Origin of the sequence: Deinococcus sp. Arct2-2 (genome assembly GCF_004801315.1) — a bacterium.
Classification (GTDB): domain Bacteria; phylum Deinococcota; class Deinococci; order Deinococcales; family Deinococcaceae; genus Deinococcus.
Map to the genome: position 1 here is coordinate 24079 of NZ_SSNW01000011.1, position 17974 is coordinate 42052.

Consider the following 17974-nt stretch of genomic DNA (forward strand, 5'->3'; position numbering starts at 1 on the left):
CCCCATGACCCTAACAATCACCAATATCCGCCGTCCAAATTCCAATACGTTGGAGTCCATCACCCTAGAGAATGGCCTGATTAAAGGCTGGAACCTGCCCGTTGAAGGCGAAATTATTGACGGCAAAGGCGGGACGCTTGCGCCTGCGCTGATCGAACTGCACGCGCACTTGCGGGAGCCGGGGCAAACGGAAAAAGAAGACCTCGCGTCGGGCCTCGCGGCGGCGGCGGCGGGCGGCTACGGCACGGTGGTGTCTATGCCCAACACGTCGCCGGTGGTGGATGACCCCGCCATCGTGCGCTCACTCATCGAGAAGGCCAACCGCCTCGGCTTTGCGCGGCTGCGGCCTGCGGCGGCCCTGACCAAAGGGCAAACAGGCGAAACGTTGGCCGAACTGACCTTTTTGCAGGAAGCGGGCGCGGCCATGTTTACCGACGATGGCCGCACCAACGAAGATGCGCGGGTGCTGCGGCTGGGGCTGGAATATGCCGGAAGCCTCGGCATGGTGGTCAGCGTACACGCCGAAGACGCCAGCTTGCGGGCCGATGGCGTGATGAACGAGGGCGCAGTCAGCGAGGCGTTGGGCCTGCCCGGAAACCCGGCGGCGGCAGAAGCGGCGCGGGTGGCGCGGGATATAGAGATCGTGGCGGGCTTGCAAGCTCAGGGCCGCCCCGTGCGCCTGCATGTTCAACACCTCTCCACGGCACGGACGCTGGACTTGGTGCGCGAAGCCAAGCGGCGCGGCCTGCCCGTGACCTGCGAGGTGTGCCCCCACCACCTCACCCTCACCGACGAGGCGATGCGTTCCTTCGACTCCATCTACAAAGTGGCCCCGCCCCTGCGAACTCAGACCGATGCCGAACACCTGCTGAGGGGTCTGCTGGACGGCAGCGTGGATTGTATCGCCACCGACCATGCGCCCCATACCCGCGCCGAAAAGGAACGTGACTTGCTGACCGCGCCGTCCGGCATTGCCTATATAGAACTGGCCTTTCCGCTGATGTGGACGCGGTTTGGAGATGTGCTGGGGCTAGAGCACCTGCTTGACCTGATGACCCAGGCCCCCGCCCGCGTGATGGGCTGGCCCGAACCCTCGTTGGACGTGGGCGCACCCGCCGACCTGACCGTATTTGACCTAGACACAGAGCGCACCGTAAACCCGGCAGAGTTCAAGAGCAAGGCCAAATTCACGCCGTGGGCAGGCGAAAGCCTTCGCGGCTGGCCCACGCTGACGGTGGTGGGCGGGGCGGTAGCGTACAGGCGGGAGTAAAGGCGTCTAAGGGTCTAAGGAAGGGCGGAAAGGCAATCGCTGGGGCTCATCCCCCTCACCCCGCTGAGGTGCAGCGCCCCTCGTTACTGCGTAGCTCTGCGAGTCCTATAAGGGGCGAGGGCAAACTTCACGGGCTGAATCTTGGGTTTGGCTCCTCACCCTTGAGGGGGGAGGCTGGGACTCGCAGAGCTGCGTTAGCAGAGGGGGTGAGTGAGCAACGCGATTGCCCTTTCTTCGACCCTTAGACCCAGCCCTCGCCGTACAGCACTACAACCCACACCCGCTATCATGCCCCGGTGAGTTCTCCCGCCCGGTCTGCCCCCCGAAGTGCTGTCCAACACAGTTCTGCCCGCGCCGCTGCCATTCCCGAAGGCACGCGGGATGTGTTGCCGCCCGAATGGGCACAGCGCGAGCATTTGCGGGCGCGACTTGTCGAAGTGTTCGGTGCGTGGGGGTACCGGGGCGTGGAGCTTCCGGCCCTTGAGTACGCCAGCGCCAATCACCCGCAAGATGCGCGGGCCTTCAAGCTGATCGATTCGGGCGGGCAAGTGCTGGCCCTCCGTAGCGAATTTACGACCGCGATGGGGCGGCTGGTGCAGTCCCGTTTTCCGGCGGGGCCGTTTCCGTTGCGGCTGCAATACGGCGGGCGGCTGTGGCTGCGGGCGCTGACCAGCGAGCTTGGAAGGCTGCGCGAGTTTTATCAGGTGGGTGTGGAACTGATCGGCGTGGCGACCCCGCAGGCCGACGCCGAACTGCTGCACTTGGCGGCGGCGGCGCTGCGGGCGGTGGGCGTTTCCGCTCAGTTGGAAGTGGGCTATCCGGGCTTCGTGGACGCTGTGCTGGAAGATGCGGGCCTGCACGGAGAAGCGCGGGACGCCCTGCACGACGCGATAGACCGGAAGAGTGGCGCAGATGTAGACCTGTTGGCGCGGCGCGGCGGCCTGAGTGCAGAGGTGACGCGCACGCTGCACGCCCTGACCGACCTGTACGGCGGCCCGGACGTGTTGGACACGGCTCAGGCTTTGGCACAAGGCGAGCGGGCGAGGGACGCGGTGGCGCACCTCCGCACGGTGGCAGGCCTCTACAGCGGCCCCCTCCTGTTCGATTTGGGCGTCAGTCGGCGCTACGGCTACTACACGGGCATCACTTTTCGCGCCTATGCAGACGGCCTGAACCAGCCGGTATTGGGCGGCGGACGGTACGCGCTGGAAGGCGGGCTGCCCGGTGCAGGCTTCGCGGTGGGGCTGGAACGCCTGACCGGGGTGCTGGCCCCCACGCTGCCGCCCGAACCCGAAGTGGTGCTGGCGTTGGACTTGGCTGGTGCAGCCTTAGCCCGCGCCGCTGGCCTCACGGCAGAGTTGGCATGGACGGACGACAGGGCGGAGTTACACGCATTCTGCATGGCACGGGGGATTAAACGCATGGTGCAGGGCGAAACATTTACCGCTGTAGACGGAGCAGAGGCATGACCCCCGCCCCCACGCGCACACCCGATCACCTCACGCTGGCGCTGCCCAAAGGCCGCATTCTGGAAGAAGCCCTCGTGCTGCTGGCCCGCGCTGGCCTGCCCCTCACCATGCCCGAAAAATCGCGTGCCCTGCGCCACGAATTCCCCGGCATCACGCTGCTGGAACTGCGGAATCAGGATGTGCCTGTGTACGTGGATTTGGGCGTGGCGGACGTAGGCATCGTGGGCAAAGACGTGCTGATCGAATCGGGCCGCGCCGTGTACGAACCTGTAGACCTACGCTTTGCCGCCTGCCGCCTCTCGCTGATCCGCGAAATCGGGGCCAGCGGCACCATCGGGCGGGTGGGCACCAAGTACCCGCGAGCCGCCCGCGCCTACCTGAACGCGCAGGGGATCCCCGCCGAGATCGTGAAGCTGAGCGGCAACATAGAACTGGCCGCCCTGACCGGACTGGCCGACGCCGTGGTAGACCTCGTGCAAACGGGCGGAACTTTGCGGGCCAACAACTTGGAAGAAGTGGACGTGCTGTTTGAATCGAGTGCGAGATTGGTGGTGAACCGTGCGGCCCTGAAATTGCGGCGAGAGCGCCTGCGCCCACTGATCGAGCGTCTGCGCGAACTGGTGGCCGCTGACCAATTGGTATGAACTGGCAAGCCGCCCTGAGCCACCTCACGCCCGATCTGGTGGCCGCTGGGGCCAAACGCTGGGGCGCGGGCCACGTGCGGCCTGTAAATATGGGCTTCAATCATGTATACCGGGCCACCACCCCCACCGGAGACATCGCCCTGCGGTTTACCCATTCCAGCCTGCGTAGCCCCGACGCCTTGCGCCCACCACTGGACTTTCTGCGCCATGTCCACGCGGCGGGCGCGGGCGTGTGCCCACCATTGCCCAGTCTGGCCTTGAACTTGATAGAAGCCCTCCCAGACGGCTTTCTGGTCACGGCCATTGGCTGGATAGACGGCCCCAGATTATCGGAGTTACCGCCGACGCCCGCGCTGTACCGGGCCTTCGGGCAAGCCATTGGCGAGTTGCACGCGGCTGGGCGTAGCTTCCGGCCCATTCCCGGCACACCGAACATGATTGCTGCTGCCTTTCCCGGAGTCTTCCCGTCATGGCGATTTTTCTGGCACCGCGCCGCCCCACACGCTGCTAAGCACGCTGAGCTGGCCCGTCACTTTGTCCGCCTGACCCCGCTGGTAGACGAGTGGGGCGGCCCCGCTGGGTGCTGGCCGGATAACGAAACACAGGGCTGGGGCGAGGGCTTCGGCCTCACGCACGGCGATCTGCGCCCCGGTAATGCCATCTGGGACGGCAAACGTGTGATCATCATCGATTTTGACGAACCCGTGTTTGGCCCACTGGCAACCGACTTGGCCCGCGCCGTACTGGAATTGCCCGCCGACCTGCTGCCCACGCTGAGGCCGCACCTGCTGGACGGATACCGCTCAGTTGGCCCATTCAGCGCCGACTGGGAAACCCGCTTACCACTGCTCACGCAATGCCGCGCCGCCCTAATGGCCGCTTGGACGCTGGACGGCGTAGGCAGCGCGGCGGAGGTAGAAGCGTTGGCAACAGCGCCAAAAGACAGTGACGACTCTGGTGCAGTGGTGAGTTTCGGGGCGTTGGTGGAGTTGCTGAGTGAGGCGGAGGGGTAATCGCTGACGCTCATTCACCCCTCTGCTAGCGCAGCTCTACGAGTCCCCGACCCTCCCCCCTCTCCTGCGGAGCTTTGCAGGCCAAGGGTGAGGGAGCAAAAACCACCACACCGCCACCCCACAACGTCCCGCCTCATCCGTGTGAGGCCGTCATCCGCACAGCGGGTGGGCCAATTCCAGTATCAAGACGACTGGCAATTCCGGTTCAGATGAACGAGCAAGCCGAGTTTGGACGCGACAAGATCAATCCTGCCGAGCGCAGCGACAAACTCCCCTGACCCCTTTGGGGGCGGGGGCTGGGGGGTGGGGGAAGGCGTGGGAGCAATCCCAAAACTTTACTTTTATTCCACTCCCCCGCCCAACACCCCCGCTATCCGCTCCAACGCCTCGGTCAGCAGCGCACGGCTGGTGGCAAAGTTGACCCGAATAAACCCCTGATAGTCGGCCTTCTGAGGATCGGGCGCGAACAAGGGGCCGTTGTGAATGGCAATCCGCGCCTGCTCCAGCAAAACCTGTTGAATGTCGCCCGCGTGCGGATGCAAGCGCACATCCAGCCAAGCCAGATAGGTGCTTTCTACCGCATAGGACTTGGTATACGGCAATCTTTCGGCCAAAAATGCCTGCAAAAAGTCGCGATTGCCGCGCAAGTAGGCCACCGTTTCGGCCAACCACGGCCCGCCCTCCTGCAACGCCGCTTGCCACATGGTGATGCTCAGGGCGCTGGGATGTCCCATCAGACCGCCCACCGCCGTTTTAAGGCGCTTGATGAGGGCCGGATCGTGGCTGAGCATGGCCCCGATGCCTAGCCCCGCTGTATTGAACGCCTTGCACGGCCCCGTGAGCGTGACTGTACGGCCCCGCACACGCGGATCGGCGGCGAAGGATTCGAAGGGCGCGTCGGCAAAGCTTAAGTCGGCGTGCAACTCATCCGAACAGACATACAGGTTGTGCTCCAGTGCAAAGTCGCGCAGTTTGCCCAGTTCCTCGGCGTCCCACACGCGCCCGGTGGGGTTGTGGGGATGGCACAGCAGCATCAGGCGCGTGGACGGCGTGACCGCCCCTTCCAGCGCTTCCCAGTCGATTTCCCAGCGAGTGCCGGAATCTTTGAGGGCGGCAGCCTGCACCACGCGGCGCTGATCGTTGATGCTGAGGTGAAACGGGTGGTACACGGGCAGCATGGTCAGCACGCCGTCGCCGGGGGCCGTGAGGGCGTGTACGGCGGCAAAAATCCCCGGTACGACTCCCGGCAGCAACGCCACACCCTCGGCGGGCAAATCGGTCAGCCCTTGCGTGGCAGCCTTCTCCTGAATTAGGCGCGTCAGGAGCGGATCGCCCATCAGTTGCGGGTAGCCTAAACCGCGTGTGAGACGGTCTTGCAGGGCGTTCAGGATGGCGGGGGCCACCGGGTAATCCATGTCGGCCACCCACATCGGAATCACATCTTCGCCGTACAGGGTCCATTTCAGCGAGTCGGCGTGGCGCAGCGCGGCGGGGTCGAGGTGGCTGTAGGCGTCGGCAGCTTCCAGTACGGACGTTGTGGACAAATTCGGGCCAGTCATAGGGCGAGCATACGCCGCCGCGCCGTGCAGGCATAGGTCAGCGGCGCGCCTCCTGTACACTGCCCCCTATGCTGGCGATCATGGGCGCGATGGACGAAGAAATCGAGTTGTTGTTGGCCGACTTGCAGGCCCCCGAAACCCTGACTTTTCCGGGGGTGACGCTGCACAAAGGCACACTGGACGGCGTACCCGTGCTGCTCACTCGCGGCGGCATCGGTAAGGTCAATGCAGCCCTGACCACCGCGTATTTGCTGATGCAGGGAGCCACGCAAGTTATTTTCACCGGGGTGGCAGGCGGCGTACATCCAGAGCTGCGGGTAGGAGACATCGTTGTGAGTACCGACTGCGTGCAGCACGATGTAGATGTGGGCGCACTGGGCTACGAACTGGGCAGCATTCCGGGCGAGCTTCCTGCGTGGCCCGCCGACGAGCAGTTGCGAACACTAGCCCTCGAAGCAGCGCGAGATGTAGAGGGCGTGCGTGTGCTGGACGGCAGAGTTGCCAGTGGTGATCAATTTATTGCTTCCCGCGAAGGCGTGCAGCGGCTCTGGACATTGTTCGGGGCGGTCTGCGCCGAGATGGAAGGCGCGGCAGTGGCGCAGGTGTGCAGCAAGGCGGGCGTGCCGTTCGTGGTCATTCGCAGCGTCAGCGACACCGCAGACCACGATGCCAACGTGGATTACCGAACCTTTATGCCGCTGGTGGCCCGCCACGCCAAACAGGTGGTGCGCGGCATGCTGGCCCGCCTGACGCCGCAAGCCTAAGCCGCATGACCTCACAGACCGCTGCCCTGCCGCCCGCCGTGCGCGTGGTGCTGGGGTTGGGCGTGCTGGTGGGCTTTGCCGCCCTTGGAGAAGGGTTGATGAGGCTGCTGCATTGGCCCCTGCCGGGTTCGGTGGTGGGCATGGTGCTGCTGCTGCTGTCGCTGGGACTACGTGTGGTGCGCCTGCACTGGATAGAACCCGCCGCCGATGGGCTGCTGGGAATCTTGGGCCTGCTGTTTGTTCCGGCCACTGTAGGGGCCATTCAGTTTTTGGGGGCCGGGGCCGAGTGGGGGCTGTGGCTGCTGGTGATGGTGGCCGGGTTGCTGCTGGGTGCAGGTGTAGCGGGAATCGTGGCGGGGCGGCTGGTGCGGGACTGACATGGAAGGTGAACCCCCCCGTTGCCTTGCAACGCCCCCCCTTAGACTTGAAAAGCTCCGCAGGAGAGGGGAGAACACAGGCGGCTTGAGATGATCTGGTTTGCCCTTACCCTGCTGGCGTTCGCACTCGGCGTGGTGCTGCAACTTCGCTTGCAGTCCCGCCCACTGCTGCGAACCCTACTGAACCCCACCTTGCTCGCCACCGTTCTAGTCGGTATTTTGCTGCTGCTGACACGCACGCCCTACGACACGTACACGCGGGCAACTGAATTCATCTCGGCATTCTTGGCCCCGGCGGTGGTGGCACTGGCCGTGCCGCTGCACCGCTTGCGTGGGCTGCTGGCGCGGCAATGGCGGGCGCTGTTGTTGGGTGGGGCGGCGGGCACACTGGCTGGCGTGGCGGTAGATACCCTGCTCCCGCGTGCGCTGGGCCTGAGTCCGGATGCACAGCGGGCGTTGACAACGGCCCCGGCCACCAGCCCAGTTGCGCTGCAATTGGCAGACATCACGGGGGCCACTCCGGCGCTGGCGGCCACGTTGGCCGTGCTTTCGGGCCTGTTGGGGGCGCTGATCTTGCCCGCCTTCCTGACCCGGTTAGGCGTGCGGCATCCCTTGGCACGTGGTATCGCACTGGGAGCCGTCGCACACGGCATCGGCACCGCCCGCGCCCGCGAGGAAGGTGAGTTGACGGGAGCCGCCAGCAGCATCGGCATGGGGCTAGCGGCGTTGGTGGTGACGTTGGTGGTAGCGCTGCGGGGCTGAGCGCTACTTTTTCTGTCCTCTGCGTCCCTTGCCTTGCCAATTAACCTGACTATACTGATCGGGTATGGGCGAACGAACCTTAGATGCACTGAACCCCGGCGAGGCCGCCCATGTGGTTGATCTTGACCGCCTTCACCCGTTGCGGCGGCGACTGCTGGAGCTCGGCTTCGTGCGGGGCGCTCGGGTCATGGTGGTGCGCCGCGCCCCGATGGGCGATCCGGTAGAACTGCGGGTGGGCGGTACCGATCTGGCGCTGCGGGCGTCCGATCTCTTGGGCATCCGGGTACGCGAATGACCGCCACTGTTCCACCTGCCATCGTCCCCACCACCACTGTGCCGCCTGCCACCGCCCTGCCCCGCCTGCCCGACGAGGCCGCTTGCCTGCAAACGGTGGCCCGCCTGAAGGCCGCCCACGAGCCGAGGGTGGTGGTGGTGGGCAACCCCAACACGGGCAAAACCACCCTGATCAACGCGGTGGCCGGAACCAACTTGAAGGTAGGCAACTGGGCAGGCGTGACCGTAGAAAAGCGGGAAGCGCGGCTGAGCGTGCAGGGCCGCCCTCTGCTGCTGCTGGACTTGCCGGGCGCGTATTCCCTCAGCCCGCACACACCCGAGGAACTGATTACGCGCACCGCCCTGCTGGATGAAGGCCCAGACGTGATTCTGAACGTGCTGGACGCCGGGAACTTAGAGCGCAACCTGTACCTGACGTTGCAACTGATGGATTTTCATGTGCCTGTAGCAGTGGCGTTGAATCTGGTGGACGAGGCCCGCGAAAAGGGCTTGACGGTAGACGCGGCGGCACTGTCGCGGGTGCTGGGTGTGCCCGTCATAGAAACCGTAGCCAGCAAGGGGCAAGGCACGGGCAAGCTGCTGGATACGGCGCTGAAGGGCGCAACGCTGGGCATCGGCGTGCGCTATCCGCAGGCCATCGAAGCCGCCGCCGCCGACCTGATCACGCGCATGGCCGAGCTACCCACGCTGCCGCCCCACGCGCACCGCTACCTTGCGCTGGCCCTTTTGGAAGGCGATCCCAGCGTGCGGGGCCGCCTGAGCGCCACGGGACACCTCCCGCTGATAGACGCCGCCGACGCGCATTTGGCCGCCCTAGACGCCGAAGGTGTAGACGCCCTGATCGAAATTGCCGAGGCCCGTTATGCCCGCGCTGGCGACCTTGCGCGTGTGGCTGTGCCACGTGCCGAAGCGCGGCGCACCCTCTCGGAGCGGCTAGACCGACTGGCGCTGCATCCGCTGCTGGGCATCCCGATTTTTCTGGCGCTGGTACTGCTGGTCTTCCGGCTCACGTTTAGCGTGGCGTCCCCGTTTGTAGACCTGATCGGCGGGCCGCTGCAAACCACGCTGGCGGGCTGGGCAGCGGCGGCGCTGGCGTGGTTCCCACTGGGGCGTGACCTGGTGGTGGGCGCAATTATTCCCGGCGTGGGCACGGTGCTTAGTTTTCTGCCCACCCTGCTGGTGCTGTACCTCGCCATGAGTTTTCTGGAAGACAGTGGCTACATGGCCCGCGCCGCCTTCCTGATGGACAGAATCATGCGCGGGCTGGGGCTGGATGGCCGCGCCTTCATTCCGCTGATTCTGGGCTTCGGGTGCAACGTACCCGCCGTGAGCGCCACCCGCACGCTGGAGCGCCGCAGTGACCGCGTGGTGGTCAGCATGATTTTGCCCTTCATGAGTTGCTCGGCCCGCTTGCCCGTGTACGTGGTGTTTGCCGCCGCGCTGTTTCCGCGTTCGGGAAGCTGGATCGTGTGGAGCATGTACATTCTGGGCATGGCGGTGGCCTTCGCGTTTGCGTGGGCGCTGCGCCGCACGTCGTTTCCCGCAGAGGGCGGCGGCGTGTTGCTGGAATTGCCGCCCTACCGTTTTCCCGCGTGGCGCGTGCTCTGGAAACATGCGTGGCGGCGCACGGCCAGCTTTGCCAAGCGTGCCAGAACAACGGTGCTGGCTACCGTGGCGGGCGTGTGGCTGCTGCTGGCGCTTCCGGCGGTGGCGGGCGGCAAGTTTGCCACTGTGGCTCCCCAAGACAGCGTGTTTGGCCGTGTGTCGGAAGCCGTGTCGCCCATTTTCGCGCCGCTGGGCTTCGGCAATTGGCAGGCTACGGGCGCACTCGTGCCCGGATTTATTGCCAAAGAAGTGGTGGTGGGCACGCTGGGTCAGATCTATTTAGGTGAGCAGGCCGCCGCCCCCGCCCCCCTGAGCCTGTGGACGGGCGTGCAGGGCGCAGTGATCGCCACTTGGGACACCATCAAAACCAGCGTCAGCGCCATTCCGACTGTGCTGGCGCTGCCCCGCCTCGGCACCGACACCACCGCAGACCAAAAAACCCCGCTGGCTCAGGCCTTGGCGGCGGCCTTTACTCCTGCCGCTGGCTTGGCCTACTTGGTGTTCGTGCTGCTGTACACGCCCTGTATCGTCACGGTGGGAGCCATCGCACAGGAACACGGGCGGCGCATCGCTTGGATTACGGTGGCCTACCAAATGGGCATCGCGTGGGGCATGGGCTTCTTGACCTATCAACTGGCGCGGCTGTGGATGTGATGGCTGTGACGAGTTTAGCCATTCTTGAATCTGCCACCACCACGCTTTTTCCACGTTCCACATTCCACGATCTCCTTCCCGAAGACCGGAGGACTTGAAATGCCGCCCCTAACCGCCCGCCCCCCTTCCCCACTGGCCGCCATTTTGCAGGCCATCGCGGGTGCGCCGCGTACCCCCAGCGAACTGGCGCAGGACTTGGGCAGCACTTCAGCGGCGCTGGACGGCATGTTGCGAACCCTCTTTGCAGGCGGCTACGTGCAGGAAGCCGCCCCCGACGCCGGAGCCTGTGCCTGCGGCCCCTGCGCCCTCAAAAGCCTGTGCCGCAACGCTCCCGATGGAACTCCGATTGTGGCAGCGGCCCCGGCCCTAAATCTGCTGCGGTTGACGCCGCGTGGGGAAACGTATTTGGCTAGGAACAGTGAGTGGGTAGTGGTCAGTAGGAAGGGTGAACAGCAGAACGTAGATCGTGGATCGTAGGCAGGGCTTTTTCCACGATCTACGATCCACGTTCTCTTGCTCAGTTAATCTGCAATTCTGGCCCAAAATGGACGGCAGGAACAGTTTTTTCCACGATCCACGCTCTACGTTCCGTCCCCCGTATCCAGCAGCAGCTTGGGCCGAAATTTAAGCCCATCGGCGGCCACCAGATGTGCCGGAATGCCGTCCACTTGATGAATGGCCCGCTCCGGTGGAACGCCGTGCAAGTGGCCGTACACGATCAGATCGGGCCGGGCCGCTGCAATCACGTCGGTCAGGGGATTGGGCGGGTAGGGCGGCGAGGCGGGCGGATAGTGCAGCATCATCAGGAAGTGGTCGCCGGGTTGCCGCAACGTGTGGGCGGCCTTCACGCTCAGGCTCAGGCGCTCGGCTTCACGGGTCAGCAGGCGCTCATCTTCGGCGTTCAGGGCCTCATGTCCGGGCGTTGTCCAGCCGCGTGAACCGCAGATTACGACGTTGCCCACACGTACAGCATCGTTGACGATAGCCAACATTCCCGCTGGCAGCGCGGCTCGCAGGCGGCTGGCAGTCGGCCACCAATAATCGTGGTTGCCGCGCAGCAGCACTTTGGTTCCCGGCAATTCGGCCACCACGCTCAGGTCGGTCAGGGCGTCAGGCAGGCGCATGGCCCACGACAGGTCACCGGGGAGCAGCACCACATCTTCTTCCCGCACCAGTTCGTGCCAGTGCGCCCAAATTGCCTCCGGGTGGCCTGCCCACTGTGGCCCAAACACCGTCATGGGCTTGGGCGTTACGGTGGCAAGGTGCAGATCGGCAATGGCAAACACGCGCATAGTGAAACTCCGGCAAGAAGGAAAAGGCAGACACGCAACGGCAGTGTCCAGCATAACCGAAGCGGGATCGCCACAAAAAAAACCTCCCACGAGCAGGGAGGCTTCCGGCGTGGTCGGGGCGAGAGGATTCGAACCTCCGACCCCGTCGTCCCGAACGACGTGCGCTACCAGGCTGCGCTACGCCCCGATTCCACGGCCCGCCGCGCCCGTGAGGGTCACTTTGGTGCAATCGGCAGTTTACGCGGGCCAGATTGGGGGTGTCAAGCACGCCAGAAGCAGGCCAAATGGCTGACGGTGCAGGCGTTTACGCGCAAGGCCGTCTAAGGGTCAAAGGGTCTAAAGGTCTAAGGTTTTTGCCTCTCTTAGACCCTTCGACCGCCTTACTCATCATCATCAATAAACTCCGGCTCTGCGGCATCCTCGTCGTCGATTTGTTCGGCGCTGACCTCGCGGATGGCGTTCCAGATAACAGAGCCGGGAAAGCCGCGCCGGGCCAAGAATCCATAGGCGCTAGAGCGGGGATCGCGCTTGCGGCTGAGACTAGGCCAGCGGCGGCTCAGCAGTTCGGTGGCCGAAGCCTGCTCATCGTCTGGGTTGCGGGCCAGCATGGTTTCATCTATCAGCGGGGCTGTGACGCCCCGGCGCTTGAGCGTTTGGCGCACGCGGAAGCCGCCGATGCCACGCCTCGCTCCTTCGGCCTGCGCCACCTGTGCGTCGTCTTGGTAGCCTAGCTCCTGCACGCGCTCCAGCACCTCTGATACCAACGCTTCGTCGTCGCTGCGGCGCTCCAGTTTGGCTTTCAGTTCGGCGGCGGTCAGCGCCCGTGCCCCCAGTGCGCGAAAAGCATAGGCCAGTAAGCTGTCGCGGGCTTCTTCGGGGGTGGGCACGCGGGCGGGCTTGACAGGCCGTTCGCCGTCTAGGTCAAGACGGCCTTGATTGGGGCTGGGACGTGGTTTTTTGGGCCGGAAGCTCACGCCGGACAGTTTAGCGCTTGACCGAATCCGCCATACCGGATACAGTAACGAAGTTGCCCATTTTGCCCCGGATTCATTTCTAGGCACTCTGGATGACCCCGAACCAGATTCAACATGATCTGAACGGGTGCGCCGAAGGCAGCCGAAGTTGCCCGGTGCGTCGAGTTCCCCAGCGTGGGAACCGCCCCGCCTACACAAGCTGTAACGCGGGAGAACAAGGAGAACGAACATGGCCCTACGTCATAAATCTGCCCAGAAACGCCACCGCCAGAGCCTCAAGCGCCGCATGCTGAACCGCAGCCGCAAAAGCACCATCAAAACCTTCGTGAAGAAGGCTGTGGAAGCCGCCCAGCAGAACGTGGCCGACGCCGCCGCCGTGCAGAGCAAGGCCGAGAGCCTGATCGACAAGGCCGCCAAGGGCAGCACCCTGCACAAGAACACCGCCGCCCGCAAGAAGAGCCGCCTCGCCAAAGCCATCAACAAGCTGAAGGCCGCCGCCGAACAAGCGTAAGCGACAGCATTAAATTAAGCAGGGCCGACGCTGGAATATGCGTCGGCCTTGCTTTTTAGTGTTGTGGAGTGACGCTGGCGTGTCAACCCCCCGTTGCTTCGCAACGCCCCCCTTAGAGGGGGAGGACAAGTGCTTTTTCGCTCCCCTTTAAGGGGGGCTGGCTGCCCAGCAGACTGGGGGGTTTACACGCAGCATAGAACGCTCAATCTGCCAAATACCGCAAAAACTCGCGCATGGCGTTCACGCACGGACTGCCTTCAAATTCGGCGCTGCTGCCTGTGACCGTTCGCAGAATGCCGCTGTCGCTGAGGTAAAGCTGGCTGATGCGGTAGCTGACGCCGCCTTCTTCGTAGGAATACGAGGCCAAAATGCTCCATGCCCCGGCGCGGTCTACGGGTTGCGTGACCACCTCGCGCACTTTGCGGGCGCTGAGTTTGGATTGCAGCTTGAGGGCAAAGGCGCGAGCCTGATCCTGCGTCTTGAAGGTTGGGAAGGCTTGCCCGTGTTTTTCCTCGCGCAGCAGGCACGCGCCCGCACCGTCTACCCACTCGTTGGCGTTGCCCGCCACAGGTGTCCAGCCGGTCATGGGAACGATTAGAGCCTGTGCTGGGACGGCACTAAGAGCGGCGACGGTCAGCAGGGCGGCAAAGGGGGTACGGGCAAGCATGGCTCCTTCAGGCTAACAGGTCGGTTATGACAAGCTTGGGATAATTCTCATTCAATCTGAGGCTGGACTTAAGAAGTTGCCGCGTCCAGCCGAGCTTCTAAGCGGGTTTTCACGCTGTGCCACTCATCTCGCAAGATACTGAACATAACGCTGTCGCGGGCGAATCCATCCGGGCGCACCTGATATTGGCGTAACGTGCCTTCCTCCACCGCCCCCATTTTCCTCATGGCGGCGAGGCTGCGGGCATTGCGGGCGTCTACTTTGAAATGCACCCGGTTGGCCCCCAGCACCTCGAAGGCGCGGGTCAGCAGCAACAGTTTGGATTCCGGATTCACCACGCCGCCGCGTGCGCCCGGCAGCAACATCGTGCCAATTTCAATCCAACGGTCTGCGGGCTTCACTTCGCTGTAGCTGATGCGCCCTACCGCCTGCCCACCTAACAGCACGGCCCAGTTGATGCGGTTGGGTAAGGCGTTGAGGCGCGTAATGTACTCGGCCCACGCCTGCACGGTGGCCGCTTCTGGCCCGCCCCGCGCCAACATCGCTACCGTATCGGCATCGGCTCCGGCGTTCAGCGCCTCCGCGTGGGCTTCGGTCAGGGTAGCCAGAGTAATAAAGCGCCCCGGCAAGGTGGGGGCCAGCAGCCAATCGGCAGCGGGTGCGACAGGAAAAGAATCGGGCGTATCGCTCATGAGGAGAACGATACGCCGGAGTTGGTGGGGGCGGGTCTAAGGGTCTAAGGTCGAAGGGTCTCAGCAGGGCAATCGCGTTGCTCACTCACCCCCTCCCCAACCCTCCCCCCTCAAGGGTGAGGGAGCAAACCAAGCTTCTCGCCCTTAGCTTTTATCCCTCGCCCCTTATGGGACTGGCAGAGCTGCGGAGCAGAGATGGGCGCTACTCATACAGCGGGGTGAGGGGAGTGAGCGAAGCAATTGACTTTCCTTGGATCCTAGACCTTTAGACCCTGAGACAACGTAAGCGCCTACTTACTCACCCGCTGCCGCCCCGTCATGGCCCGGCCCAGCGTCACTTCGTCGGCGTATTCCAGCGCGCCGCCCACCGGCAATCCGTAGGCGATGCGGCTCACCAGTGCGCCCAACGGCTCCAGCAAGCGCTGCAAATACAGCGCGGTGGCGTCGCCCTCTACGGTGGTTCCGGTCGCCAAAATGACTTCCATGCCTTCCGTGACACGCGGCAGCAGGGGCCGGATGTGCAGCGTGTCGGGGCCGACGCCGTTCATAGGACTCAGAACGCCGTGCAGCACGTGATACAGCCCCCGATATTCGCCGCTACGCTCGATGGCGATCACGTCGCCGGGTTCTTCCACTACCGCAATCAGATTTTGATCGCGGTTAGAGTCGCTGCACACGTCACAGCGGTCAGCGTCGGTGATATTGAAGCAGATCGGGCAGACGTGCAGGTCACGCTTGGCCGACAAGAGCGCCCCAGCCAGCCGCTCTATGTCTTCGCGGGGTTGCTCAAATAGGTGGAAGGCAAGGCGCTGAGCGCTCTTGGGGCCAATTCCCGGCAAGCGCGACAGCTCGCGGATCAGGGCCACGAGGGACGGCGGATACTTCATGCCTGTCCCCTGCTAGCCACCGGACGCCCGCTCAAAATCCGGGCAGGCCCAGCCCGCGTGTGGCGTCTTGCTGCAACGCGTCAGCTTTGGCCGTGGCGTCCTGCATCGCCACCAAAATCAGGTCTTCGAGGGCTTCCACATCGTCCGGGTCTACGGCTTCGGGCTTGATTTTCAGGGCCGTGATCTTGCCGTGACCGCTCATCGTGACCGTGACAAGGCCACTGGCCGTGCCTTCCACCGACTGCGCGGCGAGGTTGTCCTGAATCTTGGCGGCGGCGGCCTGCGCCTGCTGCATCTGCTTCATCAATTTCTTCATGTCCATAATCGTGTATCTCCTGTTAAGCGCGTGGGAGGTCTAACGCGGTCACTAAAACCGCCCCACCCGGTTGAACCGACATTCTAACCCGGAGCGCCCTCAGCAATTCCCGCCGCCCTTCCGGTTTAAGGTTCGGAAGCCCAGCGGCCACCTCCGCTGCAATTTCCCGCACTTCTGGAGTCAGCGCATCCTCTGGCACAGGCCGGGGCGCATCTTCCCTGCTCAGGCGCTCTTGCTCCAACTGGAGGGGTTTCAGGGCCGCCGAGACGACGTCATCCGGCAGGCCATACCGCACCGCCCGCGTCAGGGTATCGGCCATCTCCTGAGCGATCTCCGCGAGGCGCCGTGAATGATTAGACGGCGCGGCAGGGGCGTCGGTGAGCAGCGGCCGCAACAGGTCAGGCTCTGCCAAAGTGCGGGTGAATTCAGTCCAGCACGCCGCCTCCATCTCCCCCATTCGGTAATTCTTGCTGTGGGAGCACTCCGGGACACGGGCGCAGCGGAGGTAACGGTAATAGTTGCCTTCTTTGCCCTGCCCACGGCCACCACCACTGCTCAGCACGTAACTCATGGCCCCGCCGCACACGCCGCACCGCGCCACCCCCGTCAGGAGGTGTTCGCTCGATGTCATGCGCTCCCCTTTACGCCGTCCCTTGATGACGGCCTGCACCGCTGCCCACGCTTCCGCATCGATGATGGCCGGGTACTCCACAACATGCCCGTAAAACTCCGCTCTGCCGGTATACCGCTCGTTGCGAATCAGCGAGGCCACCGCGGAGACACCCCACGCCTTCCCTTCTGCCGTCGTCAACCCTTCCAGATTGAGTTGCCGTGCCGTCAGCAGGTTGCCCCCGTGTACCGTATACACCTCAAACACCCGCCTAACTACCCGCGCCGCCGCTTCGTCGATAACGGGCAGCGTAGAAATCCCCCGTTCATCGCGGGCCAGCTTGTAGCCCCACGGGACGCGGCCCTGTGCCCAGTGGCCCAACTGAGCTTTATCCCGTTTCCCATCGGTGAGCTGCCGGACGATGTTCGTGTAATCGGACTCGGCATCTACGGCGTCACGTAAGAATTCCTTCCAGTTGCGCGGATGGCTGAGGTTGCCGATACCGGAGACCCAGACCACAGCCCCCAGTTTTTGCAGCTCGCGGGCAATGCCCACGATGATCTCCACATGCCGCGCCACCCGGTTCGAGGCAGAGAAAATGAAGTTCATGCCGGGATTGTCCCGCGCCAGATCGTAGTAAGCGTTGGAGTGTTGCCGTGCGCCTTTCGCGCCGCTGACGGATTCTTCCAGCCAGTGCGCCAGCGTAAGACCAGCGTAGGCTGCCTCGCGCTCGATGTCTCGCCGTTGCCGCTCGGGGCCGTGACGGTCTTCCTGTTGGTCAGTAGACACCCGAATCGCACCTACGGCCTGCTTGCTATACGGTAACGGTAGTGTTTTTGCGTCGGTTGCAAACGTAATGGGCGACGGCGACGTTTTGGAAGGCATGAGGTCCACCTTTACTGAGGGGGATGATGTGGTCAAAGCTCAACCAGCCCTCTGTGATGTCCTGGGCGCAGATATGACACCGCATACCATCACGGTCAAGAACGGCAAAGTAGTCGACGGCTTCAATGACAACGCCGTACTGCTCTGCTCTTTTCTCAGCGCCCAGCTGGGCACGACGAATGCGGGCCCGGGCATATCGTTCAGGGTATTTGTACTTCCACGCACGGTCTCGGGCGCGTTCTTCTTCGAGGTGGGCCGCGCGGTAGGCCCGCCGAGCGGCCCGGCGTTTCTCTGAATGTTCTTGGTAAGACTTCCGAACCTTCTCTCTGTGATGTTCCGGATTGGCTGCACGCGCAGCACGGTGACGTTCCTTTTCACGTTCAGGATGCTTCTCGGCATAACGCTGGCGAATAGCCAGTGCAGCTTCCGGATTCTCTGTTCGGAACTTCCGGCTCCGGGCCGCATTACAGACCTTGCAAAATGAATTGAACGTCCCCCGATTTTTTCGAAAGCTGAAAAAAATCGGGGTCTCGGGCTTCCACTCCCCACAGCGACAGCAAACCCGCGTGGTAACTTCGTCCATGCGTAGCACCCCCAATGTGCTTCGCCACGCCCCGAGCAGGTACGAACTGCGTCGGGGCTTAGCTTTTTTAGGCTAGCACGTAGTTCTTTGGTACTGACGCGAATGCAGCCAGCAGCTTGGTGGGAGGTCATGGGGTGTCAACCATT

21 protein-coding genes and 1 tRNA gene are annotated in these 17974 nt (G+C 63.7%); 12 read left to right on the plus strand and 10 right to left on the minus strand.

The window, feature by feature from the left end:
* The first annotated feature begins 4 nt into the window (after positions 1 to 4).
* The 4 genes from E7T06_RS06965 (at position 5) to E7T06_RS06980 (ending at position 4396) form a co-directional block, all read left to right on the plus strand.
* Positions 5 to 1270, plus strand: coding sequence for a dihydroorotase (locus E7T06_RS06965; RefSeq protein ID WP_136365110.1), 1266 nt, complete (start codon positions 5 to 7; stop codon positions 1268 to 1270).
* A gap of 296 nt (positions 1271 to 1566) precedes the next feature.
* Positions 1567 to 2739, plus strand: a complete 1173-nt coding sequence (locus E7T06_RS06970) for an ATP phosphoribosyltransferase regulatory subunit (RefSeq protein WP_136365111.1) — start codon at positions 1567 to 1569, stop codon at positions 2737 to 2739.
* Complete coding sequence (gene hisG / locus E7T06_RS06975) at positions 2736 to 3383, plus strand: ATP phosphoribosyltransferase (protein ID WP_136365112.1); 648 nt, start codon at positions 2736 to 2738, stop codon at positions 3381 to 3383. The genes E7T06_RS06970 and hisG overlap by 4 nt, the downstream gene beginning before the upstream one ends.
* On the plus strand, positions 3380 to 4396 hold the full coding sequence (locus E7T06_RS06980; RefSeq protein WP_136365113.1) for a phosphotransferase: 1017 nt from the start codon (positions 3380 to 3382) through the stop codon (positions 4394 to 4396). Before hisG ends, E7T06_RS06980 begins: the two co-directional genes overlap by 4 nt.
* A gap of 341 nt (positions 4397 to 4737) precedes the next feature.
* On the opposite strand, the gene E7T06_RS06985 is transcribed toward E7T06_RS06980, so the two are convergent.
* The gene (locus E7T06_RS06985) at positions 4738 to 5955 is read right to left on the minus strand and encodes an aminotransferase class I/II-fold pyridoxal phosphate-dependent enzyme (protein WP_136365114.1); all 1218 of its coding nucleotides are present in this window, start codon (positions 5953 to 5955) and stop codon (positions 4738 to 4740) included.
* A 68-nt stretch (positions 5956 to 6023) separates the two neighbouring features.
* On the opposite strand from E7T06_RS06985, the gene E7T06_RS06990 reads away from it, so the two are divergent.
* From E7T06_RS06990 to E7T06_RS07015, 6 genes are all read left to right on the plus strand, one after another.
* Entirely contained in the window at positions 6024 to 6719 is a 696-nt protein-coding gene (locus tag E7T06_RS06990) for a 5'-methylthioadenosine/adenosylhomocysteine nucleosidase (protein WP_136365115.1), read from the plus strand.
* A 5-nt stretch (positions 6720 to 6724) separates the two neighbouring features.
* A complete protein-coding gene (locus E7T06_RS06995; RefSeq protein WP_136365116.1) occupies positions 6725 to 7096 on the plus strand; it encodes a CidA/LrgA family protein in 372 nt (123 codons plus the stop codon).
* Positions 7097 to 7186: 90 nt separating this feature from the next.
* Positions 7187 to 7858, plus strand: a complete 672-nt coding sequence (locus E7T06_RS07000) for an LrgB family protein (RefSeq protein ID WP_136365117.1) — start codon at positions 7187 to 7189, stop codon at positions 7856 to 7858.
* A 64-nt stretch (positions 7859 to 7922) separates the two neighbouring features.
* Complete coding sequence (locus E7T06_RS07005; RefSeq protein WP_136365118.1) at positions 7923 to 8153, plus strand: FeoA domain-containing protein; 231 nt, start codon at positions 7923 to 7925, stop codon at positions 8151 to 8153.
* A complete protein-coding gene (feoB, locus tag E7T06_RS07010; protein ID WP_136365119.1) occupies positions 8150 to 10411 on the plus strand; it encodes a ferrous iron transport protein B in 2262 nt (753 codons plus the stop codon). Before E7T06_RS07005 ends, feoB begins: the two co-directional genes overlap by 4 nt.
* 99 nt (positions 10412 to 10510) lie before the next feature.
* Positions 10511 to 10888, plus strand: a complete 378-nt coding sequence (locus E7T06_RS07015) for a helix-turn-helix domain-containing protein (protein ID WP_136365120.1) — start codon at positions 10511 to 10513, stop codon at positions 10886 to 10888.
* A gap of 104 nt (positions 10889 to 10992) precedes the next feature.
* Here E7T06_RS07015 and E7T06_RS07020 read toward each other — a convergent pair whose 3' ends face one another.
* Positions 10993 to 11703: a metallophosphoesterase gene (locus tag E7T06_RS07020; RefSeq protein WP_136365121.1), complete on the minus strand. Its 711-nt coding sequence runs from the start codon at positions 11701 to 11703 to the stop codon at positions 10993 to 10995.
* A gap of 110 nt (positions 11704 to 11813) precedes the next feature.
* Positions 11814 to 11890 (minus strand) — tRNA-Pro (locus E7T06_RS07025).
* Here E7T06_RS07025 and E7T06_RS21170 point away from each other — a divergent pair.
* Entirely contained in the window at positions 11863 to 12027 is a 165-nt protein-coding gene (locus tag E7T06_RS21170) for a hypothetical protein (RefSeq protein WP_168733420.1), read from the plus strand. The genes E7T06_RS07025 and E7T06_RS21170 overlap by 28 nt on opposite strands.
* A 56-nt stretch (positions 12028 to 12083) precedes the next feature.
* Here the strand turns inward: E7T06_RS21170 and E7T06_RS07030 are convergent, their stop codons facing one another.
* Positions 12084 to 12677 (minus strand): RecX family transcriptional regulator, encoded by a 594-nt coding sequence (locus E7T06_RS07030; RefSeq protein ID WP_240740899.1) that lies wholly within the window; start codon positions 12675 to 12677, stop codon positions 12084 to 12086.
* 229 nt (positions 12678 to 12906) lie between these two features.
* Between E7T06_RS07030 and rpsT the strand changes: the two genes are divergently transcribed.
* Positions 12907 to 13188: a 30S ribosomal protein S20 gene (rpsT, locus tag E7T06_RS07035; RefSeq protein ID WP_136365122.1), complete on the plus strand. Its 282-nt coding sequence runs from the start codon at positions 12907 to 12909 to the stop codon at positions 13186 to 13188.
* A gap of 202 nt (positions 13189 to 13390) precedes the next feature.
* Here the strand turns inward: rpsT and E7T06_RS07040 are convergent, their stop codons facing one another.
* The 6 genes from E7T06_RS07040 to E7T06_RS07065 all read right to left on the minus strand — a co-directional run bounded on the left by E7T06_RS07040 (position 13391) and on the right by E7T06_RS07065 (position 17828).
* Complete coding sequence (locus E7T06_RS07040; protein ID WP_136365123.1) at positions 13391 to 13855, minus strand: hypothetical protein; 465 nt, start codon at positions 13853 to 13855, stop codon at positions 13391 to 13393.
* Between the two features lie 68 nt (positions 13856 to 13923).
* Positions 13924 to 14547 (minus strand): GNAT family protein, encoded by a 624-nt coding sequence (locus E7T06_RS07045; protein ID WP_136365124.1) that lies wholly within the window; start codon positions 14545 to 14547, stop codon positions 13924 to 13926.
* A gap of 290 nt (positions 14548 to 14837) precedes the next feature.
* Positions 14838 to 15434 carry a recombination mediator RecR gene (recR, locus tag E7T06_RS07050; RefSeq protein WP_136365125.1) on the minus strand — a complete coding sequence of 199 codons (597 nt, stop codon included), beginning with the start codon at positions 15432 to 15434 and terminating at the stop codon, positions 14838 to 14840.
* A 31-nt stretch (positions 15435 to 15465) separates the two neighbouring features.
* Positions 15466 to 15756 carry a YbaB/EbfC family nucleoid-associated protein gene (locus tag E7T06_RS07055; protein ID WP_064015165.1) on the minus strand — a complete coding sequence of 97 codons (291 nt, stop codon included), beginning with the start codon at positions 15754 to 15756 and terminating at the stop codon, positions 15466 to 15468.
* Positions 15757 to 15772: 16 nt separating this feature from the next.
* Positions 15773 to 17245: a recombinase family protein gene (locus E7T06_RS07060; RefSeq protein WP_136365126.1), complete on the minus strand. Its 1473-nt coding sequence runs from the start codon at positions 17243 to 17245 to the stop codon at positions 15773 to 15775.
* On the minus strand, positions 17175 to 17828 hold the full coding sequence (locus tag E7T06_RS07065; RefSeq protein ID WP_136365127.1) for an HNH endonuclease: 654 nt from the start codon (positions 17826 to 17828) through the stop codon (positions 17175 to 17177). Before E7T06_RS07065 ends, E7T06_RS07060 begins: the two co-directional genes overlap by 71 nt.
* Between the last annotated feature and the right edge of the window lie 146 nt (positions 17829 to 17974).